General features: G+C 62.1%; 20 protein-coding genes. 19 read left to right on the top strand and 1 reads right to left on the bottom strand.

Features of this window, described 5'->3' with window-relative positions; translation table 11 throughout:
- The first annotated feature begins 260 nt into the window (after positions 1–260).
- From ccoN to M1E12_RS08560, 11 genes are all read left to right on the top strand, one after another.
- The gene (gene ccoN, locus M1E12_RS08610; RefSeq protein WP_479564393.1) at positions 261–1,901 is read left to right on the top strand and encodes a cytochrome-c oxidase, cbb3-type subunit I; all 1,641 of its coding nucleotides are present in this window, start codon (positions 261–263) and stop codon (positions 1,899–1,901) included.
- Between the two features lie 11 nt (positions 1,902–1,912).
- A complete protein-coding gene (gene ccoO / locus M1E12_RS08605; RefSeq protein ID WP_113459618.1) occupies positions 1,913–2,644 on the top strand; it encodes a cytochrome-c oxidase, cbb3-type subunit II in 732 nt (243 codons plus the stop codon).
- Between the two features lie 10 nt (positions 2,645–2,654).
- On the top strand, positions 2,655–2,807 hold the full coding sequence (locus M1E12_RS08600; protein WP_006726187.1) for a CcoQ/FixQ family Cbb3-type cytochrome c oxidase assembly chaperone: 153 nt from the start codon (positions 2,655–2,657) through the stop codon (positions 2,805–2,807).
- 3 nt (positions 2,808–2,810) lie between these two features.
- Positions 2,811–3,677, top strand: coding sequence for a cytochrome-c oxidase, cbb3-type subunit III (gene ccoP / locus M1E12_RS08595; RefSeq protein ID WP_136541726.1), 867 nt, complete (start codon positions 2,811–2,813; stop codon positions 3,675–3,677).
- Between the two features lie 170 nt (positions 3,678–3,847).
- Positions 3,848–5,434: a cytochrome c oxidase accessory protein CcoG gene (gene ccoG, locus M1E12_RS08590; RefSeq protein ID WP_479564392.1), complete on the top strand. Its 1,587-nt coding sequence runs from the start codon at positions 3,848–3,850 to the stop codon at positions 5,432–5,434.
- On the top strand, positions 5,431–5,919 hold the full coding sequence (locus M1E12_RS08585) for a FixH family protein (protein WP_479564391.1): 489 nt from the start codon (positions 5,431–5,433) through the stop codon (positions 5,917–5,919). The genes ccoG and M1E12_RS08585 overlap by 4 nt, the downstream gene beginning before the upstream one ends.
- Before the next feature lie 2 nt (positions 5,920–5,921).
- Positions 5,922–8,231 carry a cation-translocating P-type ATPase gene (locus tag M1E12_RS08580; RefSeq protein ID WP_479564390.1) on the top strand — a complete coding sequence of 770 codons (2,310 nt, stop codon included), beginning with the start codon at positions 5,922–5,924 and terminating at the stop codon, positions 8,229–8,231.
- Complete coding sequence (gene ccoS, locus M1E12_RS08575; RefSeq protein ID WP_479564389.1) at positions 8,228–8,383, top strand: cbb3-type cytochrome oxidase assembly protein CcoS; 156 nt, start codon at positions 8,228–8,230, stop codon at positions 8,381–8,383. The genes M1E12_RS08580 and ccoS overlap by 4 nt, the downstream gene beginning before the upstream one ends.
- 96 nt (positions 8,384–8,479) lie before the next feature.
- Positions 8,480–9,901, top strand: a complete 1,422-nt coding sequence (gene gndA / locus M1E12_RS08570; RefSeq protein WP_136541732.1) for an NADP-dependent phosphogluconate dehydrogenase — start codon at positions 8,480–8,482, stop codon at positions 9,899–9,901.
- A gap of 77 nt (positions 9,902–9,978) precedes the next feature.
- The gene (locus M1E12_RS08565) at positions 9,979–10,830 is read left to right on the top strand and encodes an MBL fold metallo-hydrolase (RefSeq protein WP_479564388.1); all 852 of its coding nucleotides are present in this window, start codon (positions 9,979–9,981) and stop codon (positions 10,828–10,830) included.
- A 132-nt stretch (positions 10,831–10,962) separates the two neighbouring features.
- Complete coding sequence (locus M1E12_RS08560) at positions 10,963–12,132, top strand: GGDEF domain-containing protein (RefSeq protein ID WP_479564387.1); 1,170 nt, start codon at positions 10,963–10,965, stop codon at positions 12,130–12,132.
- 53 nt (positions 12,133–12,185) lie between these two features.
- Here the strand turns inward: M1E12_RS08560 and M1E12_RS08555 are convergent, their stop codons facing one another.
- Complete coding sequence (locus tag M1E12_RS08555; protein WP_246035086.1) at positions 12,186–13,217, bottom strand: LacI family transcriptional regulator; 1,032 nt, start codon at positions 13,215–13,217, stop codon at positions 12,186–12,188.
- 440 nt (positions 13,218–13,657) lie between these two features.
- Here M1E12_RS08555 and M1E12_RS08550 point away from each other — a divergent pair, with 440 nt between their 5' ends.
- From M1E12_RS08550 to mgrA, 8 genes are all read left to right on the top strand, one after another.
- A complete protein-coding gene (locus M1E12_RS08550; RefSeq protein ID WP_113459626.1) occupies positions 13,658–14,893 on the top strand; it encodes an ABC transporter substrate-binding protein in 1,236 nt (411 codons plus the stop codon).
- 167 nt (positions 14,894–15,060) lie between these two features.
- A complete protein-coding gene (locus tag M1E12_RS08545) occupies positions 15,061–15,963 on the top strand; it encodes a carbohydrate ABC transporter permease (RefSeq protein ID WP_113459627.1) in 903 nt (300 codons plus the stop codon).
- The gene (locus M1E12_RS08540; RefSeq protein WP_113459628.1) at positions 15,956–16,900 is read left to right on the top strand and encodes a carbohydrate ABC transporter permease; all 945 of its coding nucleotides are present in this window, start codon (positions 15,956–15,958) and stop codon (positions 16,898–16,900) included. The genes M1E12_RS08545 and M1E12_RS08540 overlap by 8 nt, the downstream gene beginning before the upstream one ends.
- Before the next feature lie 4 nt (positions 16,901–16,904).
- Positions 16,905–17,993: an ABC transporter ATP-binding protein gene (locus tag M1E12_RS08535; RefSeq protein ID WP_479564386.1), complete on the top strand. Its 1,089-nt coding sequence runs from the start codon at positions 16,905–16,907 to the stop codon at positions 17,991–17,993.
- A 63-nt stretch (positions 17,994–18,056) separates the two neighbouring features.
- Positions 18,057–20,516, top strand: a complete 2,460-nt coding sequence (locus tag M1E12_RS08530; protein ID WP_479564385.1) for a beta-mannosidase — start codon at positions 18,057–18,059, stop codon at positions 20,514–20,516.
- Positions 20,517–20,576: 60 nt separating this feature from the next.
- Complete coding sequence (locus tag M1E12_RS08525; protein WP_479564384.1) at positions 20,577–21,338, top strand: sugar phosphate isomerase/epimerase family protein; 762 nt, start codon at positions 20,577–20,579, stop codon at positions 21,336–21,338.
- Positions 21,339–21,365: 27 nt separating this feature from the next.
- The gene (locus tag M1E12_RS08520; RefSeq protein WP_479564383.1) at positions 21,366–22,499 is read left to right on the top strand and encodes a Gfo/Idh/MocA family protein; all 1,134 of its coding nucleotides are present in this window, start codon (positions 21,366–21,368) and stop codon (positions 22,497–22,499) included.
- Between the two features lie 169 nt (positions 22,500–22,668).
- Positions 22,669–23,721, top strand: coding sequence for an L-glyceraldehyde 3-phosphate reductase (gene mgrA, locus M1E12_RS08515; RefSeq protein ID WP_479564382.1), 1,053 nt, complete (start codon positions 22,669–22,671; stop codon positions 23,719–23,721).
- The last annotated feature ends 93 nt before the right edge of the window (positions 23,722–23,814 follow it).

Genomic DNA, 23,814 nt, shown 5'->3' with positions numbered 1-23,814 from the left:
GGGGTCGACCGCCGCTCGGCACCCCAGTGCTCCAAGACACGCGCAACGGGCCTTGGTCGATGCGACGTGTCGGTCTTGGTCTCCGATGAACGCGAACCCGATTGCAGCTCAAAGCCTCGCGAATTTTAGAGGTCGGTGCATTGACTTGGATCAAGGTGGATGGCCGCCCCCAATGCGATTGGTGCATCTGACGCGGAAGGAATCTCCAGTTTGGGGACCGCCGCCGCGATGAGATCAGCAAGCGTTGGGGGATTCCAACAATGAACTACACGTTAGAGACACTGGTGATGGCGGTTCTCGCCTTCGCCGCGCTGCTCGGGGTGGCTTTCACCCAGGACAGCCTCTTTGCAGCCCATATGTGGGTTGCCTTCTTCGTGCTCACAGCAGGCACGATCGTCATGCTGCGCCGGATGCAGTTTGCTCCGTCTGCGGCATCCTCCTCCACGCTCAAGCCCAAGGCGCCGACGTCGGAATATTTCGACGAAGTGGTGCGCTACGGCGTCATCGCGACCGTCTTCTGGGGCGTTGTCGGCTTCCTGGTCGGCGTCGTCGTGGCTCTGCAGCTCGCCTATCCCGATCTCAACATTGAGCCCTGGCTGAACTTCGGACGGCTTCGTCCGCTGCACACCTCGGCCGTCATCTTCGCCTTCGGCGGCAATGCGCTGATCGCAACCTCGTTCTATGTCGTGCAGCGCACCTCGCGCCAGCGCCTGTTCGGCGGCAATCTCGCCTGGTTCGTCTTCTGGGGCTATCAGTTCTTCATCGTGATGGCTGCCACCGGCTATGTTCTGGGCATTACCCAGGGCCGCGAATATGCCGAGCCGGAATGGTATGTGGATCTCTGGCTCACTGTCGTCTGGGTCGCCTATCTGATCACCTTCATGGGCACGATCATGACCCGGAAGGAAAGCCACATCTACGTGGCGAACTGGTTCTACCTGTCCTTCATCATCACGATCGCGATGCTGCACATCGTGAACAACCTCGCGATCCCGGTCTCCTTCGTCGGCACCAAGAGTTATTCTGCCTTTGCTGGCGTCCAGGATGCGCTGACCCAGTGGTGGTATGGCCACAACGCGGTGGGCTTCTTCCTGACCGCAGGCTTCCTCGGGATGATGTACTACTTCGTGCCCAAGCAGGCCGGCCGTCCGGTCTATTCCTACCGCCTGTCGATCATCCACTTCTGGGCCCTGATCTTCATGTATATCTGGGCCGGCCCGCACCACCTGCACTACACGGCTCTGCCGGACTGGGCACAGACGCTTGGCATGGTGTTCTCGGTGATGCTCTGGATGCCCTCATGGGGCGGCATGATCAACGGTCTGATGACGCTCTCTGGCGCCTGGGACAAGATCCGCACCGACCCGATCATCCGCATGATGGTCATCGCGATCGCCTTCTATGGCATGTCGACCTTCGAGGGACCGATGATGTCGATCAAGGCCGTCAACTCGCTCAGCCACTATACCGAATGGACCATCGGTCACGTTCACTCGGGCGCCCTCGGCTGGGTCGGCATGATCTCCTTCGGTGCGATCTACTACCTGACGCCGAAGCTGTGGAACCGCAACCGCCTCTACTCGCTGCGCCTGGTGAACTGGCACTTCTGGCTCGCCACGCTCGGTATCGTGGTCTATGCCGCCGTGCTCTGGGTTGCCGGTATCCAGCAGGGTCTGATGTGGCGCGAATATGATGCCCAGGGCTTCCTGGTCTACTCGTTCGCCGAGTCGGTCGCCGCCATGTTCCCCTATTATGTCCTGCGTGCCGTCGGCGGTGCCATGTACCTGCTGGGCAGCGTGATCATGGCCTACAACATCCTGATGACCATCCTCGGCTATGAGCGCCAGGAAGCCCCGATCCCCGGATCGGTCGCCCCTGCTGCCCTGCAGCCGGCTGAATGAGGAGGGCACCCATGTCCATTCTTGATAAACACGCAATCCTCGAGAAGAACACGAGCCTTCTCTTCCTCGGTTCGCTTCTGGTGGTCACCATCGGCGGTATCGTCGAGATCGCCCCGCTCTTCTACCTCGAGAACACCATCGAAAAGGTGGAGGGCATGCGTCCCTACTCGCCGCTCGAACTGGCCGGCCGCAACATCTATATCCGTGAAGGCTGCTATGTCTGTCACAGCCAGATGATCCGGCCGTTCAAGGACGAGGTCGAGCGCTACGGTCACTATTCGCTGGCGGCGGAGTCGATGTACGACCATCCGTTCCAGTGGGGATCGAAGCGTACGGGTCCGGATCTTGCGCGCGTCGGCGACCGCTATTCCAACGAATGGCACGTCCAGCATCTGACCGAACCGCGCGACGTCGTGCCGGAATCGATCATGCCGAGCTACTCGTATCTGAAGACGACGCCGCTCAAGGTCGCCAACGTGACGATGGACCTGAAGGCCAACAGCCTCGTGGGCGTACCCTATACCGACGACATGATGGCGCAGGCGGAAGCCGACCTGGTCGCTCAGGCCGATCCGAATGCCGACACCTCAGGTCTTCTGGAGCGCTATCCGAAGGCCAAGGTCGGTGATTTCGACGGGGATCCGACGAAGCTCACCGAGATGGACGCACTCGTCGCCTATCTGCAGATGCTCGGCACGCTTGTCGACTTCTCCACCTACGACGACGCAAGCGGTTATCGCTGAGGAGGGCGCCATGGAAACCTATACCGCCATGCGCCACTTCGCCGACAGCTGGGCTCTGCTCGCCATGACCCTGTTCTTCGTTGGCGTCGTGCTCTTCACATTCCGCCCGGGCGGCAAAAAGCCTGCCGACGACGCGGCCAGCATCCCTCTCAAGGAGGATTGAACAATGGCAGACAAGAAACACATCGACGAGATCAGCGGCGTCGAGACCACCGGCCATGAGTGGGATGGCATCCGCGAGCTGAACAACCCGATGCCGCGCTGGTGGGTTTATACCTTCTACGCGACCATCGTCTGGGCCATCGGCTACACCATCATGTATCCGGCCTGGCCGCTCCTGACCGACAACACCAAGGGTTTGCTCGGCTATTCCAGCCGTGCGGAGGTCGCGCAGGAACTGGCCGCGGCCAAGTCGACCCAGGCCGTCTATCTCGACCGGATCGCCACGCTGCCGCTCGAGGAGATCGTCGCCGACAAGGAGCTCACGCAGTTTGCGGTTGCCGGCGGCGCGGCCGCCTTCAAGGTCAACTGCTCGCCCTGCCATGGTTCGGGTGCTGCCGGTGGTGCCGGTTATCCGAACCTCAACGACGACGACTGGCTCTGGGGCGGTGATCTCGAAGCGATCCACACCACGATCGCACACGGCATCCGCTACGATCAGGATCCGGATACCCGGGTCTCGGAAATGCCGGCCTTTACCGACATTCTCGACGCCGAGCAAATCAAACAGGCCGCTGCCTATGTGGTCAGCCTGACCGGCACGCCGCTCGACGCGTCCATGGTCGAACCGGGCAAGCAGGTGTTTGCCGAAAACTGCGCCTCCTGCCACGGCGAAGATGCCAAGGGCAGCCGCGATTTCGGTGCGCCGAATCTCGCCGATGCCATCTGGCTGAAGGTCGATGGCGAGGCGCAGATTGCCGCACAGATCCGGCAGCCGCGTCACGGCGCAATGCCCGGCTGGGCCGCCCGCCTCGGTGACACCACCGTCAAGCAGCTGACCGTCTACGTGCACCAGTTGGGCGGCGGCGAATAAGCCTCCTCTTCCTCCCAGACTGTGGGCCGCATCCGGTGATGCGGCCCTTTTTTCATTTTACATTCGAAAAAACCTATCTGTTGCGACGCTTCGCCGCTGCTTGACTTAAGTCAAGGCGGGGTCGCCGTGGAGGTGGGACAAGGCGAGCATCAGAAGAAGGTTCTCGTCCCATGAACATACATGCCGATCAAACCCGTGCGCCGGACGCGCCTGAGGTCGAGAGACATGACGCCGAAGCCGTGATGTCGGCCAAGTCCCGCAAGCCGCTCTACGAAGCCCGCAAGAAGATCTTCCCGAAACGTGCCGAAGGCAGCTTCCGTCGCTTCAAGTGGATCGTCATGGCGATCACGCTCGGCATCTACTATCTCACGCCCTGGCTGCGCTGGGACCGCGGGGAATTTGCGCCTGATCAGGCTGTCCTCATCGATCTTGCGCATCGCCGCTTCTATTTCTTCTTCATCGAGATTTGGCCGCAGGAATTCTTCTTCGTTGCCGGCCTGCTGGTGATGGCCGGTTTCGGCCTCTTCCTGGTCACCTCCGCCGTCGGCCGCGCCTGGTGCGGCTATACCTGTCCGCAGACGGTGTGGGTCGATCTCTTCCTGGTCGTCGAGCGCTTCATCGAAGGCGATCGCAATGCCCGAATCAAGCTCGAAGCGGCACCCTGGAGCTTCGACAAGATCTGGAAGCGGGTCACGAAACACGCGACCTGGATCCTGATTGGCGTGCTGACGGGCGGTGCCTGGATCTTCTATTTCGCCGATGCGCCTTCACTCGCCATGGATTTCCTCACCGGCAATGCCGCACCCGTCGCCTACATGACCGTCGCCATTCTGACGGCCACGACTTACGTTTTCGGCGGACTGATGCGCGAGCAGGTCTGCATCTACATGTGCCCCTGGCCGCGTATCCAGGCCGCCATGCTCGACGAGAATTCGCTTGTCGTCACCTATAACGACTGGCGTGGCGAACCGCGCACGCGGCACGCCAAGAAGGCAATCGCGGCCGGTGAAGCAGTCGGTGACTGCGTCGACTGCAATGCCTGCGTTGCCGTCTGTCCGATGGGCATCGACATCCGTGACGGCCAGCAGCTCGAATGCATCACCTGCGCGCTCTGCATCGATGCCTGCGATGGCGTCATGGACAAGATCGGCAAGCCGCGCGGGCTGATCGCCTATGCGACGCTCGACGAATACCAGTCGAACATGGCGCTCGCGACCAGTGACGGGACCTGCAGCATCGATCCCGCCAAGGTGCGCAATGCCGATGGCAGCTTCTCGGACAAGATCCGCCATTTCGACTGGCGCGTGATCTTCCGGGCGCGCACGCTGCTCTACATGGGCGTGTGGACCGCCGTGGGTGTCGCAATGCTTGTCGCATTGCTTGGCCGCGACCGGCTGGAGGTCAATGTGCTCCACGACCGCAATCCGCAATATGTGCTGGAGTCGGACGGATCGATCCGCAACGGCTACACCGTGCGCATCCTCAACATGATCGCAGCGCCGCGCGAGATCGAGGTGTCGCTCGAAGGTCTGCCGGAGGCCACGATGAAGATCAACGGCATCAACCAGCCGCCGGCCCGTACCTTCACCGTATCGGTCGAGCCGGATGAGGCCACGACGCTGAAGGTCTTCGTCACACTCGCCGGTGACAAGGTCACCGATGACAACCAGGATTTCCAGTTCATCGCGAAGGATACCGGCAGTGATGAGCGCGACGTCTATGACGCAGTCTTCATGGGTCCGGGAGCAAAGAAATGACCGCTGAAACACGCAAAGCCTTCACTTTCACCGGCTGGCACATGCTGGCGATCATGCTCGCCTTCTTCGGGACGATCATCACGGTCAATTTCACCATGGCCTATTTCGCCACGTCCACCTGGAGCGGTCTGGTGGTGAAGAACACCTATGTCGCCAGCCAGGAGTTCAACGGCAAGACCGCCGCAATCAAGGAGATGCTGGCGACGGGGATTGCCGGCGACCTCTCTGTTGACACGAAGGGCATGCGCTACCGGCTGACACTGCCGAACAATGTGCCTGTCGTTGCCGACAGCGTGCTTGCCCATTTCAAGCGCCCGGTGGGCGAGCATCAGGATTTCGAGCTGGTTCTGACACCTGCCGGTGATGGCCTATACCTCGCTGAAGCGGCCGTTCTTCCCGGAAGCTGGATCGTCGAGATCAAGGCGACCAAGGGTGGCAAGATGATCATGCATGAGGCGAAGCGGGTTACCGTTTCGGGAGAATGACGATGAGTTGCTGTGCAGCAGGCACCGAAGGCGCACTCGACATGGAGCGGGCAGGGGTCTCGCTCCCCTCGGCGGAAGAGCTGAAGCTCTCCAGCCGTGCCGTCGGGCCGGGCCTCTGGCAGGTCGACATGAGCGTGCCCGCAGTGCATTGCGGCACCTGTATCACGACGGTCGAAGGGGTGCTCAGAGCGCTCCCGGAAGTCGAGCGCGCCCGCGTCAATCTCTCGACGAAACGTGTCTCGGTGGTGTGGAAAGAGAGCGTCGACGGGGTCGAGACCGATCCCGTCAATCTTGCACGGGCGATCGCCTCGACCGGTTACACCGCGCATCTGTTCACAGCGGCTGAGGAAGCCTCCGATGCGCTGCGCAACCAGTTGATCCGCGCCGTTGCGGTCTCCGGTTTTGCCGCCACCAACATCATGCTGCTCTCGGTCTCCGTCTGGTCCGGCGCGGATGCCTCCACACGCGATCTCTTCCACTGGATTTCGGCGATGATCGCCGCACCGGCGCTCATCTATGCCGGCCGCTTTTTCTATGAGTCGGCCTGGAATGTGCTCAAGCACGGCCGCACCAATATGGATGTGCCGATCGCCATCGGCATCACGCTTTCCTATTTCGCCTCGCTCTGGGAGACCATCCATCACGGCGAGTATGCCTATTTCGATGCGACCGCGTCGCTCCTCTTCTTCCTTCTGATCGGCCGCACGCTGGATCACATCATGCGCGACCGGGCACGTTCGGCCATCAGCGGCCTCGCGCGCCTCAATCCGCGCGGCGCCATGGTTCTCGCCGACGACGGATCGCGTGAATATCGCGCGGTCGATGAAATCCGTGTCGGCGATCAGGTGGCGATATCAGCTGGCGACCGCATTCCCGTTGATGGCGTCGTCGTCTCCGGCGAGAGCGATCTCGACATGTCGATCGTCAACGGCGAAAGCGCGCCGGTCTCGGTTCGCCCCGGTTCGGAGGTTCAGGCGGGCACGCTGAGCCTCACCGGCTCGCTGACCGTCCGCGCGACGGCGACTGCGCAGAACTCCTTCCTTTCGGAAATCATCCACCTGATGGAAGCCGCCGAGGGGGGCAGGGCGCGCTATCGCCGGATCGCCGACCGCGCCGCGCAGTATTATTCGCCGGCCGTGCATCTCCTGGCCATCACCTCCTTCGTCGCCTGGGGGCTCTACGATGGCGATTGGAAGCACGCGATGATGGTTGCGATCGCTGTGCTCATCATCACTTGCCCCTGTGCTCTCGGGCTTGCCGTGCCTGTCGTCCAGGTCGTCGCTGCCGGCCGCCTGTTCAAGGCGGGCGTCATGGTCAAGGACGGCTCGGCGATGGAGCGGCTGGCCGAGATCGAAGCCGTCGCCTTCGACAAGACCGGCACACTGACGCTTGGCCGCCCGCGGCTCGTTGACGCCGCCCGGCTTGAACCCGTCTCTTTCGGCATTGCCGCAGGCCTTGCCGCGCATTCCCGCCATCCGCTGTCGCGGGCGCTCTGGGCGGCCTATGGCGGACAGCCGCGCAGTTTCGAGACCGTCCGGGAAATTCCCGGCGCTGGCGTCGAAGCGGAAACATCGGAAGGGGTCTGGCGTCTCGGCAACCGTCGCTTTGCCTGTGGTGCTGAGGCTGGCGCTGCGGATGAAAAGCCCTATTCCGAAGTCGTTCTCTCACTTGATGGCGTCGAGCGTGCCACCTTCCTGTTCGAGGACACGCTCCGGCCACGGGCCCGGACATCCATCGACAGCCTGCGTCAGTCTGGCCTCGATCTCGGCATCCTCTCGGGCGACCGCGCGCCGGTCGTGGCCAAGCTCGCTGCCGATCTCGGCATCGACAACTGGCGCGCCGGCCTCACCCCCCGCGACAAGGCCGAGGCTTGCGCCGATGCCTCTGCGCGAGGACGTCGCGTGCTCATGGTCGGTGACGGCATCAATGACGCACCGGCGCTTTCGGCCGCCCATGTGTCGATGGCGCCGGCAACGGCTGCCGATGTCGGACGTCAGGCCGCCGATTTCGTCTTCATGCGCGATGGCCTTGAGGCCGTACCCTTTGCCATCGAAGCCTCGCGCCGCGCCGGCCGTCTGATCCGCGAGAATTTCGCGTTCGCCATCGGCTACAACGTCACTGCCGTTCCGATCGCGCTTCTCGGTTACGCCACACCGCTGATCGCCGCCGTTGCCATGTCGACCTCGTCGATCATCGTCGTTGCCAATGCGCTCCGGCTCAACCGTCTGTCGCTCGACGAACGCGTGCTCGGCGAGGCTCCAGCTGCAGGTCTCCCGGCGGCCCATGCCGAGGCTCGGAGGATTGCCGCATGAACATGCTGATCTTCCTCATTCCGATCGCGCTCTTCCTGGGCGGTCTCGGTCTCTCCGCCTTTCTCTGGTCGCTGAAGAGCGGCCAGTACGAGGATCTCGACGGGGCTGCCTGGCGGGTGATCTCGGAGTCCGATGACAAGCCGGATGCTTGATACAGCGTTTACCGGACGGTCAAATTTCACTCTTGCCGCATGCCTTCGCGAATGCGAGAAAGCCGCATCCCTGAAATTGCATGCGGAGGCTTCATCGTGCAGCAAGCGGAAATCGGACTGATCGGTCTCGGAGTCATGGGCTCCAATCTGGCGCTCAACATTGCCGAGAAAGGCAATCGCATCGCAGTCTTCAACCGGACGCCCGCGCGCACGGATGAATTCCTCGGCGAAGCCGGCGATCTCGCCGACCGCATCATCGGTTGCCACACGATCGAAGAATTCGTTGCTGCCATTCGCCCGCCGCGTCCGATCATCATCATGATCAAGGCCGGCGAGGCCGTCGACCAGCAGATGGCCGCGCTTCTGCCGCATCTTGCCAAGAACGACATCATGATCGATGCCGGCAATGCCAACTTCCGCGACACCGTCGCCCGCTTCGAGCGGCTCGCCGGAACCGACGTCACCTTTATCGGCATGGGCGTGTCGGGTGGTGAAGAAGGTGCCCGCCACGGCCCCTCGATCATGGTCGGCGGCACGGAAGAGAGCTGGAAGCGCGTCGAGCCGGTTCTCACTTCGATCGCCGCGAAATTCAACGGCGACCCCTGCGTTGCCTGGCTCGGCACCGATGGCGCAGGCCACTTCGTCAAGACGATCCACAATGGCATCGAATACGCCGACATGCAGATGATCGCCGAAATCTACGGTATCCTGCGCGATGGCCTGAAGATGTCGGCTGCCGAAATCGGTGAGATCTTCGGTCAGTGGAACAAGGGTCGCCTCAATTCCTACCTGATCGAGATCACCGAGAAGGTGCTGAAGGCAACCGATCCGGAAACCGGCAAGCCGATGGTCGACGTCATCGTCGATTCCGCTGGCCAGAAGGGCACCGGCAAGTGGTCGGCCATTGAGGCGCAGAACCTCGCGGTCGCTGCCTCCGGCATCGAGGCTGCTGTTGCCGGTCGTGTCCTGTCTTCGCTACGCGACGAGCGTCTTGCCGCCGAAAAGCTTTTCGGCCTGCCGGCCCTTGCCGAGGCACCTGCTGATCAGGTCGCCTTCATCGCCGATCTCGAAAACGCGCTGCTCGCCGCCAAGATTGCCGCTTACGCCCAAGGCTTCGCCGTGATGTCTGCGGCATCGGCCGAATTCAACTGGTCGCTGCCCATGCCGACGATTGCCAAGATCTGGCGTGCCGGCTGCATCATCCGCTCGCAGTTCCTCGACGAAATCACCTCGGCCTTCACCAAGGACCCGAACGTGCCGAACCTCGTCGTCACCCCGGCCTTTGCCGCCATGGTGAAGGAAACCGATGGTGCGCTGCGCCGCGTCGTCGCCCATGCCGCGCTGTCCGGCCTTCCTGTCCCGGCGCTGTCGTCCGCGCTCTCCTACTTCGACACCTATCGTCGCGGTCGCGGTACGGCAAACCTCATCCAGGCCCAGCGCGACTTCTTCGGCGCCCATGGCTTCGACCGTCTCGACGGCAAGGACATCCATCACGGTCCCTGGGCCGGCCAGTTCTGATCGGTCCCTTGAGACCCGTCATCTGATCGAGGCCCGATATCTCGCGATGTCGGGCCTTTTTTCCATGGGAGCCTTCGATGATGAACACGCTGACGCTTCTCGGCACCAAGGGCGGCCCGGCCATCCGCCCCGGCGGTCCCAATCCGACATCGATGCTGCTGACACTCTCGGGACGCCGCATCGTGATCGATTGCGGGCTCGGCGTGTCGCGTGGCCTGGTCGAAGCCGGCATGTCGCTCAAAGAGCTGGATCTTGTTTTCATCACCCATCTGCATTCTGACCATGTGCTCGAGCTTTGCCCTCTGATCCATACGGCCTGGACGACGGGGCTCAACCACAAGGTCACCGTCTATGGTCCCGCCGGTACGCGGGCAGTTTGGGCCGGCTTCCTTTCGTCGCTCGCCTATGACATCGAGACGCGTATCGCCGACGAGGGACGGCCGGATCTCGCCGGTCTGGTGGAGATCGTCGAATACGGCCCGGGCGAGCTGCTGACCGACCAGGACCTCACGGTCACCGCACTGCGCGTCGATCATCCGCCCGTGACCGACTGTTTCGCCTTGAAGTTCGTCGGATCGGGCAAGACCATCGTCTTTTCCGCCGACACCGCACCGTTTCCGCCGCTGGCCGATTTCTCCCGCGGGGCCGATCTTCTGGTGCACGAGGCCATGCTGCCGGAAGGACTGGACAGCATAGTCAGGCGAACCGGAAACGGCAGCCGTCTGCGTGAGCATCTGGTCGCCTCCCACAGCTTTGCCGCGGATGCTGCGCAGATCGCTGCAGAGGCAGGTGTTGGCATGCTGGTGCTCAACCATTTGATCCCCGCAGACGATCCGGCCTTTACCGAAGCGCACTGGCGTGCGGCGGTTATCCCCATCTTCGGCGGTTCCCTTGTGGTCGGTCGGGATGGGCTCGTTATTTCCCTGTGAACAATTCGCCTTGATCCGGCGATCGCAGCCGAATTGGTTAAAAATCTAATTCCTGTTTTATGACGGAGTTAACAAGTCAGCCCTAGCGTGACGCAGTAGTTAACGAATCCGCTCGAATTTCAGGCTTTTGCGATGTTTTCCATCGATATTCATACGCTCCTTCTGGGCAGCTTTGTCGTTCTTGCCGTTTTTTCGGCAGTCTTTCTTCGCCACTGGCGGGAAGATCGAGGCCGCATTGAGTTCGTCCTTTGGGCGCTCGGTGCCGCTGCAGGCTCGCTGGGTGCGCTCCTGGGGTTGCTCAGCGAGAGCTATCTCATTGGTACGTCCTTCGCGCAAAGCTACCTGCTGCTCGCTGGCGCGCTCGCCTGGCAGGGGCTCAGGGTCTTTGATCACCGCAAATTCGATCTGCGCCTGGCAATCGCCGGTCCGGCTCTCTTCTTCGTTCTCACGGCATCCGCTCCTGTCTTCGAGCAGGATGCCAATGCGCGTATTCTGTTCCTGTCCATGCTTGGTGCGCTCTATTCGGGGCTGATTGCCGGGGAGCACTGGATCTCGGAGCGTGAGGAGCAACTGGCCAATCGGCGGGCTGCCCGCATCTGGTTCTCGCTGCAGGCAGGTCTTCTGTTTTTGGCCGGGCTTGCCACCTTCATCGCGCCCTTGCCTCAGCAAATTGTCTCGGCGGGCCTGCCGTTTTGGGCCAGTGCTGCTGCCTTGGCTGTCTTCCTGCAGTCCATCGTCGGACCGCTCACCTTTGTGCTTTTGCCGCGCGATCGTCTGCTGGTCGAGACCCAGTGGGCGAGTGCCACGGATGCGCTCACCGGCCTTGCCAACCGCTTCACCTTCCTCGACATGCTGCAGACGCTTTCGACCAAGGTCCGCGGCGAGGGCGCCTTCCTCTATGTCGATGTCGACCATGTCAAACGGATCAACGACCGCTACGGACATTCGGGCGGCGACGATGTGCTCAAGACCTGTGCCGATCTCATCCTGCGGGAACTGCCCGAACATGCCCTTCTCGGGCGCCTCGCCGGTGCGGAATTTGCGGCTTACGTTCCGTTCTGCAAGGTCGAGGAAGCAGAAAGGCTGGGGCACATCATCCACGACAGCGTCGAACAGCACATGTTCTTCCTCGGGGATGATCTTGTTCCGGTCACGGTCAGCGTCGGTGTGGCGCATGGCGCCATGCAGGTGACCGCCGACGAGCTGTTGAAGCGGGCTGATGCGGCCCTTCACAGCGCGAAGGTCAATGGTCGCAACTCGGTCGTCGTCTGGGGCGAGGGGCACCGGCCGTCCTTCGCCTGAGGCTCTTGAGGAAAGTCGGATGTGGGGCAGGGTGCTGCCCCCGCTTCTGCCGGCTACTCCCAGCGCGGCTCGCTCACGCTCTGCAACAGTTCCGGATCCACCCCGTCGATGCGGGCAATGACGGCCTTGGCGAGCTCCCGGCCTGACTGGCGCACGTCTTCATAGACGGCGATGATGTCGGGCCGGATCCAGCTCAGGATGGGCGTGCCCTGCTTGGCGACGAGGTCGATCTCGGCGCCGACGCGCTTGCCGGCCGCCTCGATCCCAGCATTGGCGGCAATCGCGCTGCTGCCGGAGGAGGAGATCAGCCCATCGGGCGCATCCGGACCACGCATCAGCGCCTCGACCGCAGAGCGGATTTGGCCGAGTGGCGCATCGATGTTGATGTGCAGCGGCACTTCCTCCGCCCCGAAGGCCCGCAGGCCCCGCATGAAGCCATCGAATGTGTGCTGGTAATAGGTCAGCTTGCTCGGCGGCGGCAGGAGGGCGATCCGCTTGCGGCCGCGTTTCACCAGTTGCTCGACGGCACCGAAGGCAAAGGTCTCGTTGTCGAAGTCATGATACGGGTGCTGGATGCCCATGGCCGTGCGGCCGTGGGTGACGAAGGGCATGTTCTGCTCGGTCAGCAGACGGACGCGCGCATCATCCGGCTCCGTGCGGGAGATGATGACGCCGTCGGCCGAGCCGGTTTCCAGGATGTAGCGCACCGGCAGCATCGGATCCTTGGTATGCGCATGCGGTGTCACCACGATATGGTAAGGCGTGCCTGACAGGACCTCGGATATGCCGACGACCATCTGATTGGAAAAGCCGAGGATTTCCTCGTCGATGCCGAGCACGAGCGCGATGACATTGGTCTTGCCGGTTCTGAGACGCACCCCGGCGCGGTTCGGCTGGTAGCCGAGCTGCCGTGCGACCATGCGCACGCGCTCCTTCGTTTCCGCGCCGATATCGGGAGCATCCTTCAGGGCCCGCGACACGGTGGTGATGCCAAGGCCCGTCATGAAAGCGATCGTCTTGAGCGTCGGCCGCTCCTTCGTCGCCACCGGGCGGTCCATGAGGCCGCCCCCCTGCTGATCTGTCATGTCGTCCCCGCCACTCGCACAAGCCACGCTTATAGTTGGCTTTTCCTCGCCTGCAAACCTGGAGACCGGCACCTCCTCCCGGTGCGGCGAAGGGAAAATCTGAAACGATACAGTAGATTTGTCGAGCCATTTCTTGTGCTGCGGTGCGAAGAGGTGCAACTTTTGCGATTGTGCGCTGCAGAAAGAGACGGTGGTTTGGGCCGTGATCCGATGACCCGGCGATGCGGATGTGTTTAGGCTGTAAAACTCTGTAATACACGAGTAAAAGCCGCGGGTGTGCCGCCGTCTCCATGGGGATCAAAGCGTTTTGAAAGGGTGTGTGCAGCTGCACCCTGACGAGGAAAACGGGTTTTAACGCATTTTTTCCAATCCGGCTGGTTGCGTCTCTCAAACCTTTCGCATAAGTTTTTCCGGCAACGTTTCAGTGAGGGAGGAGACTCATGAATTTTCGTAGCTTTGCGGCAGCTTTGACCGCTACCGTCGCCATGCCGTTTGCGGCAGCGCAGGCCACCGATCTCGAAGTGACTCATTGGTGGACGTCCGGCGGTGAAGCCGCGGCCGTCGCCGAGCTTGCCAAGGCATTCGATGCCACCGGCAACAAGTGGGTCGACGGCGCGATCGCCGGTTCCGGCGGCACCGCCCGCCCGATCATGATCAGCCGCATCACCGGCGGTGATCCGATGGGCGCCACGCAGTTCAACCACGGCCGTCAGGCCGAGGAACTCGTTGAAGCCGGCCTGATGAAGGACCTGACGGCTGTTGCCGAGAAGGAAGGCTGGAAGGACATCGTCAAGCCGGCAAGCCTGCTCGACAGCTGCACGATCGACGGCAAGATCTATTGCGCGCCGGTCAACATCCACTCCTGGCAGTGGCTGTGGCTCTCGAATGCCGCCTTCGAACAGGCAGGCGTCGCCGTGCCGAAAAACTGGGACGAATTCGTCGCAGCTGCTCCGGCACTGGAAGCCAAGGGTATCATTCCGCTCGCCGTTGGCGGTCAGCCGTGGCAGTCGGCCGGTGCCTTCGACGTTCTGATGGTCGCCATCGCCGGCAAGGACACCTTCTACAAGGTCTTCCAGGACAAGGACGAGGAAGTCGCTGCCGGTCCTGAAATCGCCAAGGTGTTCAAGGCTGCCGACGATGCCCGTCGCATGTCCAAGGGCTCCAACGTCCAGGATTGGAACCAGGCCACCAACCTGGTCATCACCGGCAAGGCCGGCGGCCAGATCATGGGTGACTGGGCTCAGGGCGAGTTCGCGCTTGCCGGTCAGGTTGCTGGCAAGGACTACACCTGCCTTCCGGGCCTCGGTGTGAACGAGATCATCTCCACCGGTGGTGATGCCTTCTACTTCCCGGCCGTCGACGACGAAGCCAAGTCTGCCGCTCAGGACGTGCTCGCAGCAACCCTGCTTGCGCCTGCCACGCAGGTTGCCTTCAACCTGAAGAAGGGCTCTCTGCCGGTTCGCGGCGACGTCGATCTGGCAGCCGCCAACGACTGCATGAAGAAGGGCCTCGACATCCTCGCCAAGGGCAATGTGATCCAGGGCACCGACCAGCTGCTTTCGGCCGACAGCCAGAAGCAGAAGGAAGACCTCTTCTCCGAGTTCTTCGCCAATCCGTCCATGACTGTCGAGGATGCGCAGAAGCGCTTCGCCGACATCATCGCTTCCGCCGAGTAATCGCGGGTGACCTGTCCGGCCAGGGGCAAAGCCCTGGCCGGACATTGGCCATTATCGACCGGGTAGGGCGCATGCGCCCGTCCGCCGGCCGTGTGCGGGAAGCGTGTGCGTTTCAGCGTGACGGTCTTGGCTGACACCCCCGTGTCCAGGACGAGGAGGACTGACCCATGGCGAGCGCGTCGCATGCCGGTCGACCCAACAAGCTGTTTCGCAATCTGAATGCCAAGATCGCCTCCATCCCGATGGTGCTGACCGCCCTGGTCATCTTCCTCGGAGGCACGATCTGGACGATCGTCTATTCCTTCACCAATTCGAAGCTACTGCCGCGGGCAAGCTTCGTCGGTTTCGACCAGTATGAGCGCCTTTGGGATGCGCCGCGCTGGGTCACCTCGATCCAGAATCTTGCGATTTACGGTATCCTGTCGCTGATCTTCTCGATCGTGATCGGCTTCGTGCTGGCGGCCCTGATGGACCAGAAGATCCGTTTCGAAAACGCGTTCCGCACGATCTTCCTTTATCCTTTCGCGCTTTCCTTCATCGTGACCGGTCTCGTCTGGCAGTGGATCCTGAACCCGGATTTCGGGGTGCAGTCGATCGTCCGCTCGCTGGGCTGGGAGACCTTCACCTTCAATCCGCTCTATAATTCCGAGATCGTCATCTACGGCATCCTGATCGCCGGCCTCTGGCAGGGCACGGGGCTCGTAATGTGCCTGCTGCTCGCAGGCTTGCGCGGCATCGACGAGGACATCTGGAAAGCCTCGCGCGTCGACGGCATCCCGATGTGGAAGACCTATGTCTTCATCATAATTCCGATGATGCGTCCGGTCTTCATCACCACGCTGGTGATCATTACCTCGGGCATCGTTCGCCTCTATGACCTCGTCGTCGCCCAGACCAGTGGCGGCCCGGGCATCGCGTCCGAAGTGCCAGCAAAATACGTCTACGACTACATGTTCCAGGCGCAGAACCTCGGCCAGGGCTTTGCCGCCTCGACCATGATGCTGCTCACGGTCGCCATCGTCATCATCCCCTGGGCCTATCTCGAATTCGGAGGAAAGAAGCGTGGCTAATCCCGGTTCCCTTAACGCTACCGCCGCCGGTTTCGATGCCGTCTCCGATCATGTCGCGACGGGCCCCCGTGGCGCCAAGCCGAAGCGGGCGTTCTCGTCCCGCAACATCATGCTCTACGGCTCGCTGATCTTCTTTGCGATCTACTACCTGATCCCGCTTTACGTGATGGTCGTGACGTCGCTCAAGGGCATGCCGGAGATCCGCCTCGGCAACATCTTCTCGCCGCCGGTCGAGATCACCTTCGAGCCCTGGGTGAAAGCCTGGGCCACCGCCTGCACCGGCCTCAATTGCGATGGTCTGTCCCGCGGCTTCTGGAACTCCGTGCGGATCACCGTGCCGTCCACGCTGATCTCGATCCTGATCGCCTCGGTCAACGGCTATGCTCTGGCGAACTGGCGCTTCAAGGGTGCGGAGCTCTTCTTCACCATCCTGATCATCGGCGCCTTCATCCCGTATCAGGTGATGATCTATCCGATCGTCATCGTGCTGCGCGAACTCGGCATCTATGGAACGCTGACCGGTCTCGTCATCGTGCACACCATCTTCGGCATGCCGATCCTGACGCTGCTCTTCCGCAACTATTTCACCTCGCTGCCGGAAGAGTTGTTCAAGGCCGCCCGTATCGATGGGGCAGGATTCTGGCAGATTTATCTCAGGATCATGCTGCCGATGTCGCTGCCGATCTTCGTGGTTGCCATGATCCTGCAGATCACCGGCATCTGGAACGACTTCCTGTTCGGCGTGGTCTTCACTCGACCGGAATACTACCCGATGACGGTTCAGCTCAACAATATCGTCAACTCGGTCCAGGGCGTGAAGGAATACAACGTCAACATGGCCGCGACACTTCTGACCGGCGCCGTGCCGCTCATCGTCTACTTCATTTCCGGACGCCTCTTCGTCCGGGGCATCGCCGCCGGCGCAGTCAAAGGTTAAGCTCATGTCGCATAGTGTATCGATCAAGGACCTCTCGTTGAGCTTCGGCGCCGTCAAGGTGCTGGAGAACCTCAATCTCGACATCGTCGACGGTGAGTTCATCGTTCTCCTCGGCTCGTCCGGCTGCGGCAAGTCCACGCTGCTCAACTGCATTGCCGGCCTGCTCGAACCGACCGACGGGCAGATCTTCATCAAGGGCAAGAACGTTACCTGGGAAGAGCCGAAGGACCGCGGCATCGGCATGGTGTTCCAGTCCTATGCGCTTTATCCGCAGATGACGGTGGAAAAGAACCTGTCCTTCGGCCTCCAGGTCGCCAAGATGCCGAAGGATGAGATCGCAAGGCGCGTCCAGCGCGCCTCCGACATCCTGCAGATCGGCCCGCTCCTGAAGCGCAAGCCGTCCGAACTTTCCGGCGGCCAGCGTCAGCGCGTGGCGATCGGGCGCGCACTGGTGCGAGATGTCGACGTTTTCCTTTTCGACGAGCCGCTGTCGAACCTCGACGCCAAGCTGCGCTCGGAACTGCGCGTCGAAATCAAGCGCCTGCACCAGAACCTCAAGAACACGATGATCTACGTCACCCATGACCAGATCGAGGCCCTGACGCTCGCCGACCGCATCGCGATCATGAAAAGCGGCGTCATTCAGCAGCTTGCCGATCCGAACACGATCTACAACCAGCCGAAGAACCTCTTCGTTGCCGGCTTCATCGGTTCGCCCTCGATGAACTTCCTGGAGGGCGACCTGATCAACGAAGGCGGCGAGGTTTTCTTCCGCACCCATGATGTGCTCTTCTCGATGAAGGGTTACGAGGCCAGCGAACCGCTGACCGCCGGACGCAAGGTCGTGCTCGGCGTCCGCCCGGAACATATCAAGGTCGACGAGGAAACCGGTATCGGCGAGTTGCACGAGGCGGTGGTCGACATCGAGGAGCCGATGGGCGCGGACAACCTGCTCTGGCTGAAGCATGCCGGCCATTCCATGTCGGTGCGCATCGGCGGCACACGCCGCTATGCACCGGGCGCCAAGGTTCGCCTCGGCTTCGACATGGAAGTCGCCTCTCTTTTCGATGCCGAGACCGAAGAGCGCATCTGACACCTTCCCCCCTGCGTCCCGGGCTGTGACCGGGGCGCCTTTTTCTTCTGCAGGACTTCAGTCATGACCCAGAATGCCCATAGCGGCGTCATCGATCTACACGGCGAATGGCGCCTTGCGTCTGTCGACGGCGACCATCAGGCGGCAATCACGCTGCCGGGCGATGTGCATTCGGCGCTCACTGCCGCAGGCCTGATCCCCGACCCCTATTTCGGGCGCAACGAGGAGGTCGTGCAGTGGGTCGCCGAGCGCGACTGGGTGATCGAACGTCAGGTCGTTGTTCCCGATATCGCCGGCAGTTGGTACCTGGACATCGACTATCTCGACACGGTGGCCGTCGTCTTCGTCAACGACGTGCCGGTTCTCTCCGCCGACAACTGCTTCCGCCGCTATCGGCCGGATGTCAGCCATGCGCTGCAGCCGGGCGAAAACACGATCCGCATCGTCTTCCATTCGAGCATCACCGCCGGCGCCGAGCGCCAGGCGCGCCAGCCCTTCTATATCCCGTATTCGACAGCCAATTCCCCGATCCCGAACGGCAACATGCTGCGCAAGCCGCAATGCCACTTCGGCTGGGACTGGAACATCGCGATCGCACCCCTCGGGCTCTACGGGACGGTGGCCCTCAAGAAGCTCGACCCGGCGCGCCTGGAACACGTGGAGACCGAGCAGGTCCATCACGGCGATGGCCGCGTCGAGCTCAAGGTCACCGCGACCATCCATTCGGTCGAGCCGGCCGTCGTGCCGGTGCATTTCGACCTAGACGGCGAGCGCGTCCGCCTCGATGTCGGGATCTCCGCCGGCGAGACCAAGGTGGTGCATGTGTTCGAAATCGAGAACCCGCGCCTGTGGTGGCCCGCGGGCTCCGGCGAGCAGGCGCTCTACACTCTGACCGTGGACCTGCCCACGGAGGTCATAACCCGCCAGATTGGCCTGCGCACCGTGGAACTGCTGACCGATCCGGACGAGGCCGGCAGCCGCTTCGCGCTCAAGGTCAACGGCCGTGAGATCTTCTGCCGCGGCGCCAACTGGATCCCGGCCGATGCGCTGTTCTCGCGCTCGTCCGAGGAGAAGACGACCGATCTCCTGAATTCCGCCGTCGCCGCCCATATGAACATGATCCGCATCTGGGGCGGTGGCTTCTACGAGGCCGACTGGTTCTACGATCTCTGCGACCGGCTGGGGTTGATGGTCTGGCAGGACTTCATGTTCGCCTGCAACCTCTATCCTTGTACGGACGAGTTCCTCGACAATGTCGCCCACGAGGTCGAGTACCAGGTCAAGCGGCTCTCCAGCCACGCCTCCATTGTCATCTGGTGCGGCGACAACGAGCTCGTCGGTGCGCTGACCTGGTTCCCGGAATCGCGAGACAACAGAGACCGCTATCTCGTCGCTTATGACCGGCTCAACCGCGTCATCGAGCAGGGTGTGAAGAAGTGCTTCCCGCAAGGCATCTGGTGGCCTTCGAGCCCGGCCTCGGGCTATCTCGACTATGGTGACGCCTGGCATGCCGATGGCTCCGGCGACATGCATTACTGGTCGGTCTGGCACGAGAACAAGAGTTTCGATAATTACCGAACCGTCAAACCGCGCTTCTGCTCGGAATTCGGTTTCCAGTCCTATACTTCACTGCCGGTCATCGAGAGCTTCGCCGACAAGGCGGACATGAACATTGCCTCGCCCGTCATCGAGCTGCACCAGAAGAATGCCGGTGGCAATGAGCGGATTGCGGGCACCATGTTCCGCTATTTCCGCTTCCCCAAGGATTTTTCCAATTTCGTCTATCTGAGCCAGATCCAGCAGGGGCTCGCAATCAAGACTGCCGTCGAATACTGGCGGTCGCTGAAGCCCCATTGCATGGGGACGATCTACTGGCAGCTCAACGACACCTGGCCGGTCGCCTCCTGGTCGAGCCTCGATTACGGCGGCAGCTGGAAGGCCATGCATTACATGGTGCGCCGCTTCTTCCAGCCGGTCGCCGTCGCCGCCATTCCCTCCGAGGACGGTACTGGCATCACGCTCTCGATGGTCAACGACACGCTCGATACCGTCACCATCGATGCCAACCTTTTTGTGCTGACGCTGTCGGGGGATCGCATTCCGCTGAAAAGCGTGCAGGGCGATTGCGGCCCGGATGCTGCGGAAACGCTGATCACGCTCGATGCGACCGAAATCCCGGCAGACGGTCTGCTTGCCTGGAGCTTCATCGCGTCGAACGGCATGAGTGGGGAGGGACATTTCCTCAACGGCACCTATAAGGCGCTCGATCTCGAGCCTTCCCGCGTCGAGACCTCGGTCACCCCGACAGTCGACGGCGCCTTCGAGGTCACGGTCACGGCTCACGGTCTTGCGCTCTTCGTCATGCTCGAAAGCCGCACCCCCGGCCGCTATTCTGACAATGCCTTCGACCTTTCGGCCGGCGAGATCCGCCGCATCATCTTCACGCCGGAGACGGCTCTGCCCGCAGGCGAACTGCCGGACTTCCGCATCTACGATCTATACACCTGCCAGTCGGTGGACTGACAGGCGAGACAATCAAGGCCCTGGGCGCCCGATCCAGGGATCAACGAGGAGGACTACCCGATGACCACGCTCGGCTTCCAGCTTTACAGCGCCCGCAATTTCCAGCCGTTCAGCGGCATCTACCCGAAGCTTCAGGCTGCCGGTTACGGCGAGGTCGAAGGTTACGGCGCGCTCTATGCTTCGCTCGCCGATGGCGAACTCGATGCCTTCCGCAAGGAGCTCGATGACAACAGCCTGACCATGCCGACCGCACATTTCGGCCTCGACATGATCGAGAATGATCCGGCTCGCGTGATCAAGATCGCCAGGACGCTTGGCATCGAAGCGGTCTACTGCCCCTATCTGATGCCCGACCAGCGCCCGACGGATGCTTCCGGCTGGTTCGCCTTCGGCCAGCGTCTGCAGGCAGCTGGCAAGCCGCTGCGCGACGCCGGCCTCGTCTTCGGCTGGCACAATCACGACTTCGAATTTGCAGCCCTTCCGGATGGTTCGACCCCGCAGGAACAGATCTTCGCCGGTGGCCCGGAACTCGATTGGGAAGCCGACATTGCCTGGGTCATCCGCGGCAAGGCCGATCCCTTCGCCTGGATCGAAAGCTACGGCAAGCGCATCAGCGCCGTCCACGTGAAGGACATCGCGCCGGCGGACGAGAATTCGGACGAAGACGGCTGGGCCGATGTCGGCCATGGCACGGTCGACTGGAAGGGCCTGATCGCGGCGCTGAAGGACACCCGCGTCAAGCATTTCGTCGTCGAACACGACAATCCGAAGGACATCGACCGGCTGATCACCCGCTCGATCGCCTCCTTCAAGACCTACTGAACCACTCGCAGCAAGCAGGACATTTCCATGGCACGCGAACTCGGCGTCGGCATCATCGGATGCGGCAATATCTCCACCACCTACTTCTCGCTGGCGCCGCTGTTTCGCGGCCTGAAGGTTGTCGCCTGCGCGGACATCAATCCGGCTGCGGCGGAGGCCCGGGCCGCCGAATATGGCGTGAAGGCCCAGACCATCGATGAACTCCTCGCCAATCCTGAGGTCGACATCGTCGTCAACCTGACGATCCCGGATGCGCATTATCCGGTTTCCAAGCGTATCCTCGAAGCTGGCAAACATGTCTATTCGGAAAAGCCGCTGGTGCTCTCGCTCGAGCAGGGCGAGGACCTGCGGGCGATTGCCAAGGCCAAGGGTCTGTCCGTCGGCTGCGCGCCCGACACCTTCCTTGGCGGTGCGCACCAGCTGGCGCGGGCCTATATCGACAAGGGCGGCATCGGCCGCGTCACCTCCGGCACCTGCCATGTCATGAGCCCCGGCATGGAGATGTGGCACCCGAACCCCGACTTCTTCTTCCTGCCCGGCGGCGGCCCGGTTCTCGACCTTGGCCCCTACTACATCGCCAACCTGATCAACCTGATCGGCCCGGTAAAGCGTGTGGCTGCCCTGACCTCGATGGCCAACGACACTCGCACCATCACCAGCCAACCGCGCAATGGTGAGACGATCCCGGTCAAGACCCCCACCAACATCCATGCGCTTCTGGAATTCCAGAACGGTGCCACGATCACGCTGTCTGCCAGCTGGGATGTCTGGAGTCACCGCCACGCCAATATGGAGCTCTACGGCACCGAAGGCTCGCTCTATGTGCCTGACCCGAACTTCTTCGGCGGTGTCGTCGAGGCCTCCGGCCGCGACAAGAACATCCAGCCGCTCGAAGCCTGGGACCATCCCTTCGGTCGCAACAACCAGGAAAGCCCGCAAGGTCCGCGCGCCAATTACCGCACGGCCGGCCTCGCGGACATGGCGGTCGCGATCCTCGAAGGCCGCGATGCCCGCTGCTCGCTGGACCGCACCCTGCATGGTGTCGACGTCATGGTGTCGATCCTGAAGTCGGGTGAAACAGGTGAATTCGTAACCCTGTCGACAACCTGCACCCAACCGGCGGCTCTGGGTATCGACGAAGCGCAGGCTCTGCTTAGATAAGGGTGGTGTCTTAGCCCCTCATCCGGCTGCCGCCACCTTCTCCCCGTAAACGGGGAGAAGGCCGGTGTGGCCGGCGTCTTGCCCCCTTCTCCCCGCTTGCGGGGAGAAGGTCCCGGCAGGGGGATGAGGGGTAGACCCAAAGACAAGACCTTCCGGGAGAGAACCATCCATGACCTATACCCCCGCCGAAAACCGCTATGAGCGGATGACCTATAATCGCTGCGGCAAGAGCGGGCTGAAGCTGCCGGCGATCTCGCTGGGGCTCTGGCACAATTTCGGCCAGGACACGCCGCATGCCACGAAGCGGGCGATCTGCCATAAGGCCTTTGACCTCGGCATCACTCATTTCGACCTCGCCAACAATTACGGCCCGCCGCCCGGCTCTGCGGAAGAAGCTTTCGGCGAGATCCTCAAGACCGATTTCCGCGGTTACCGCGACGAGCTGATCATCTCCTCCAAGGCCGGCTACAACATGTGGCCCGGTCCCTACGGCGAATGGGGCAGCCGCAAATACATCATCGCCTCCTGCGACCAGAGCCTGAAGCGCATGGGCCTCGACTATGTCGACATCTTCTATTCGCACCGCTTCGATCCCGACACGCCGCTGGAGGAAACATGCGGCGCGCTCGACCACATCGTTCGCTCAGGCAGGGCGCAGTATGTCGGCATTTCCTCCTACAATTCCAAGCGCACCCGCGAAGCCTATGAGATCCTCAAGAGCCTGGGCACGCCGCTTCTCATCCACCAGCCCAGCTATTCGATGATCAATCGCTGGATCGAGGAAGACGGGCTGATCGACACGCTCGAAGAGCTCGGTGTCGGCTCGATCGTCTTCTCGCCGCTCGCGCAGGGCATGCTGACCTCGAAATACCTCAACGGCATTCCGGAGGGCACGCGCGCGACGCAGGACAAATCGCTCGATCCAGGCTTCCTCAACGAGCGCAATCTCGAAAACATCCGGGGCCTCAATCGCATCGCTGAAAAGCGCGGCCAGACGCTGGCGCAAATGGCGCTCGCCTGGGTGCTGCGCGGCGGCCGCATCACCACGGCGCTGATCGGCGCATCCAAGCCCTCGCAGGTCGAGGATTGCGTCAAGGTGATCGAAACGCCCGATTTCACCGCGGAAGAACTCGCCGAGATCGACGTCTTCGCCAAGGACGCCGACATCAACATCTGGGCGGCGTCCGCCGAGCGCAAGGGCCCGCCGAGGAAGAAGAAGTAAGGCTGAAGATGGCCCCTCATCCGGCTGCCGCCACCTTCTCCCCGTGAACGGGGAGAAGGGCACTGCGGCCGCCGTCTCCGCCTTCTCCCCGCC

The organism is Rhizobium sp. K33, from assembly GCF_056501445.1.
This window is presented reverse-complemented; position numbering and strand designations above follow the sequence as displayed.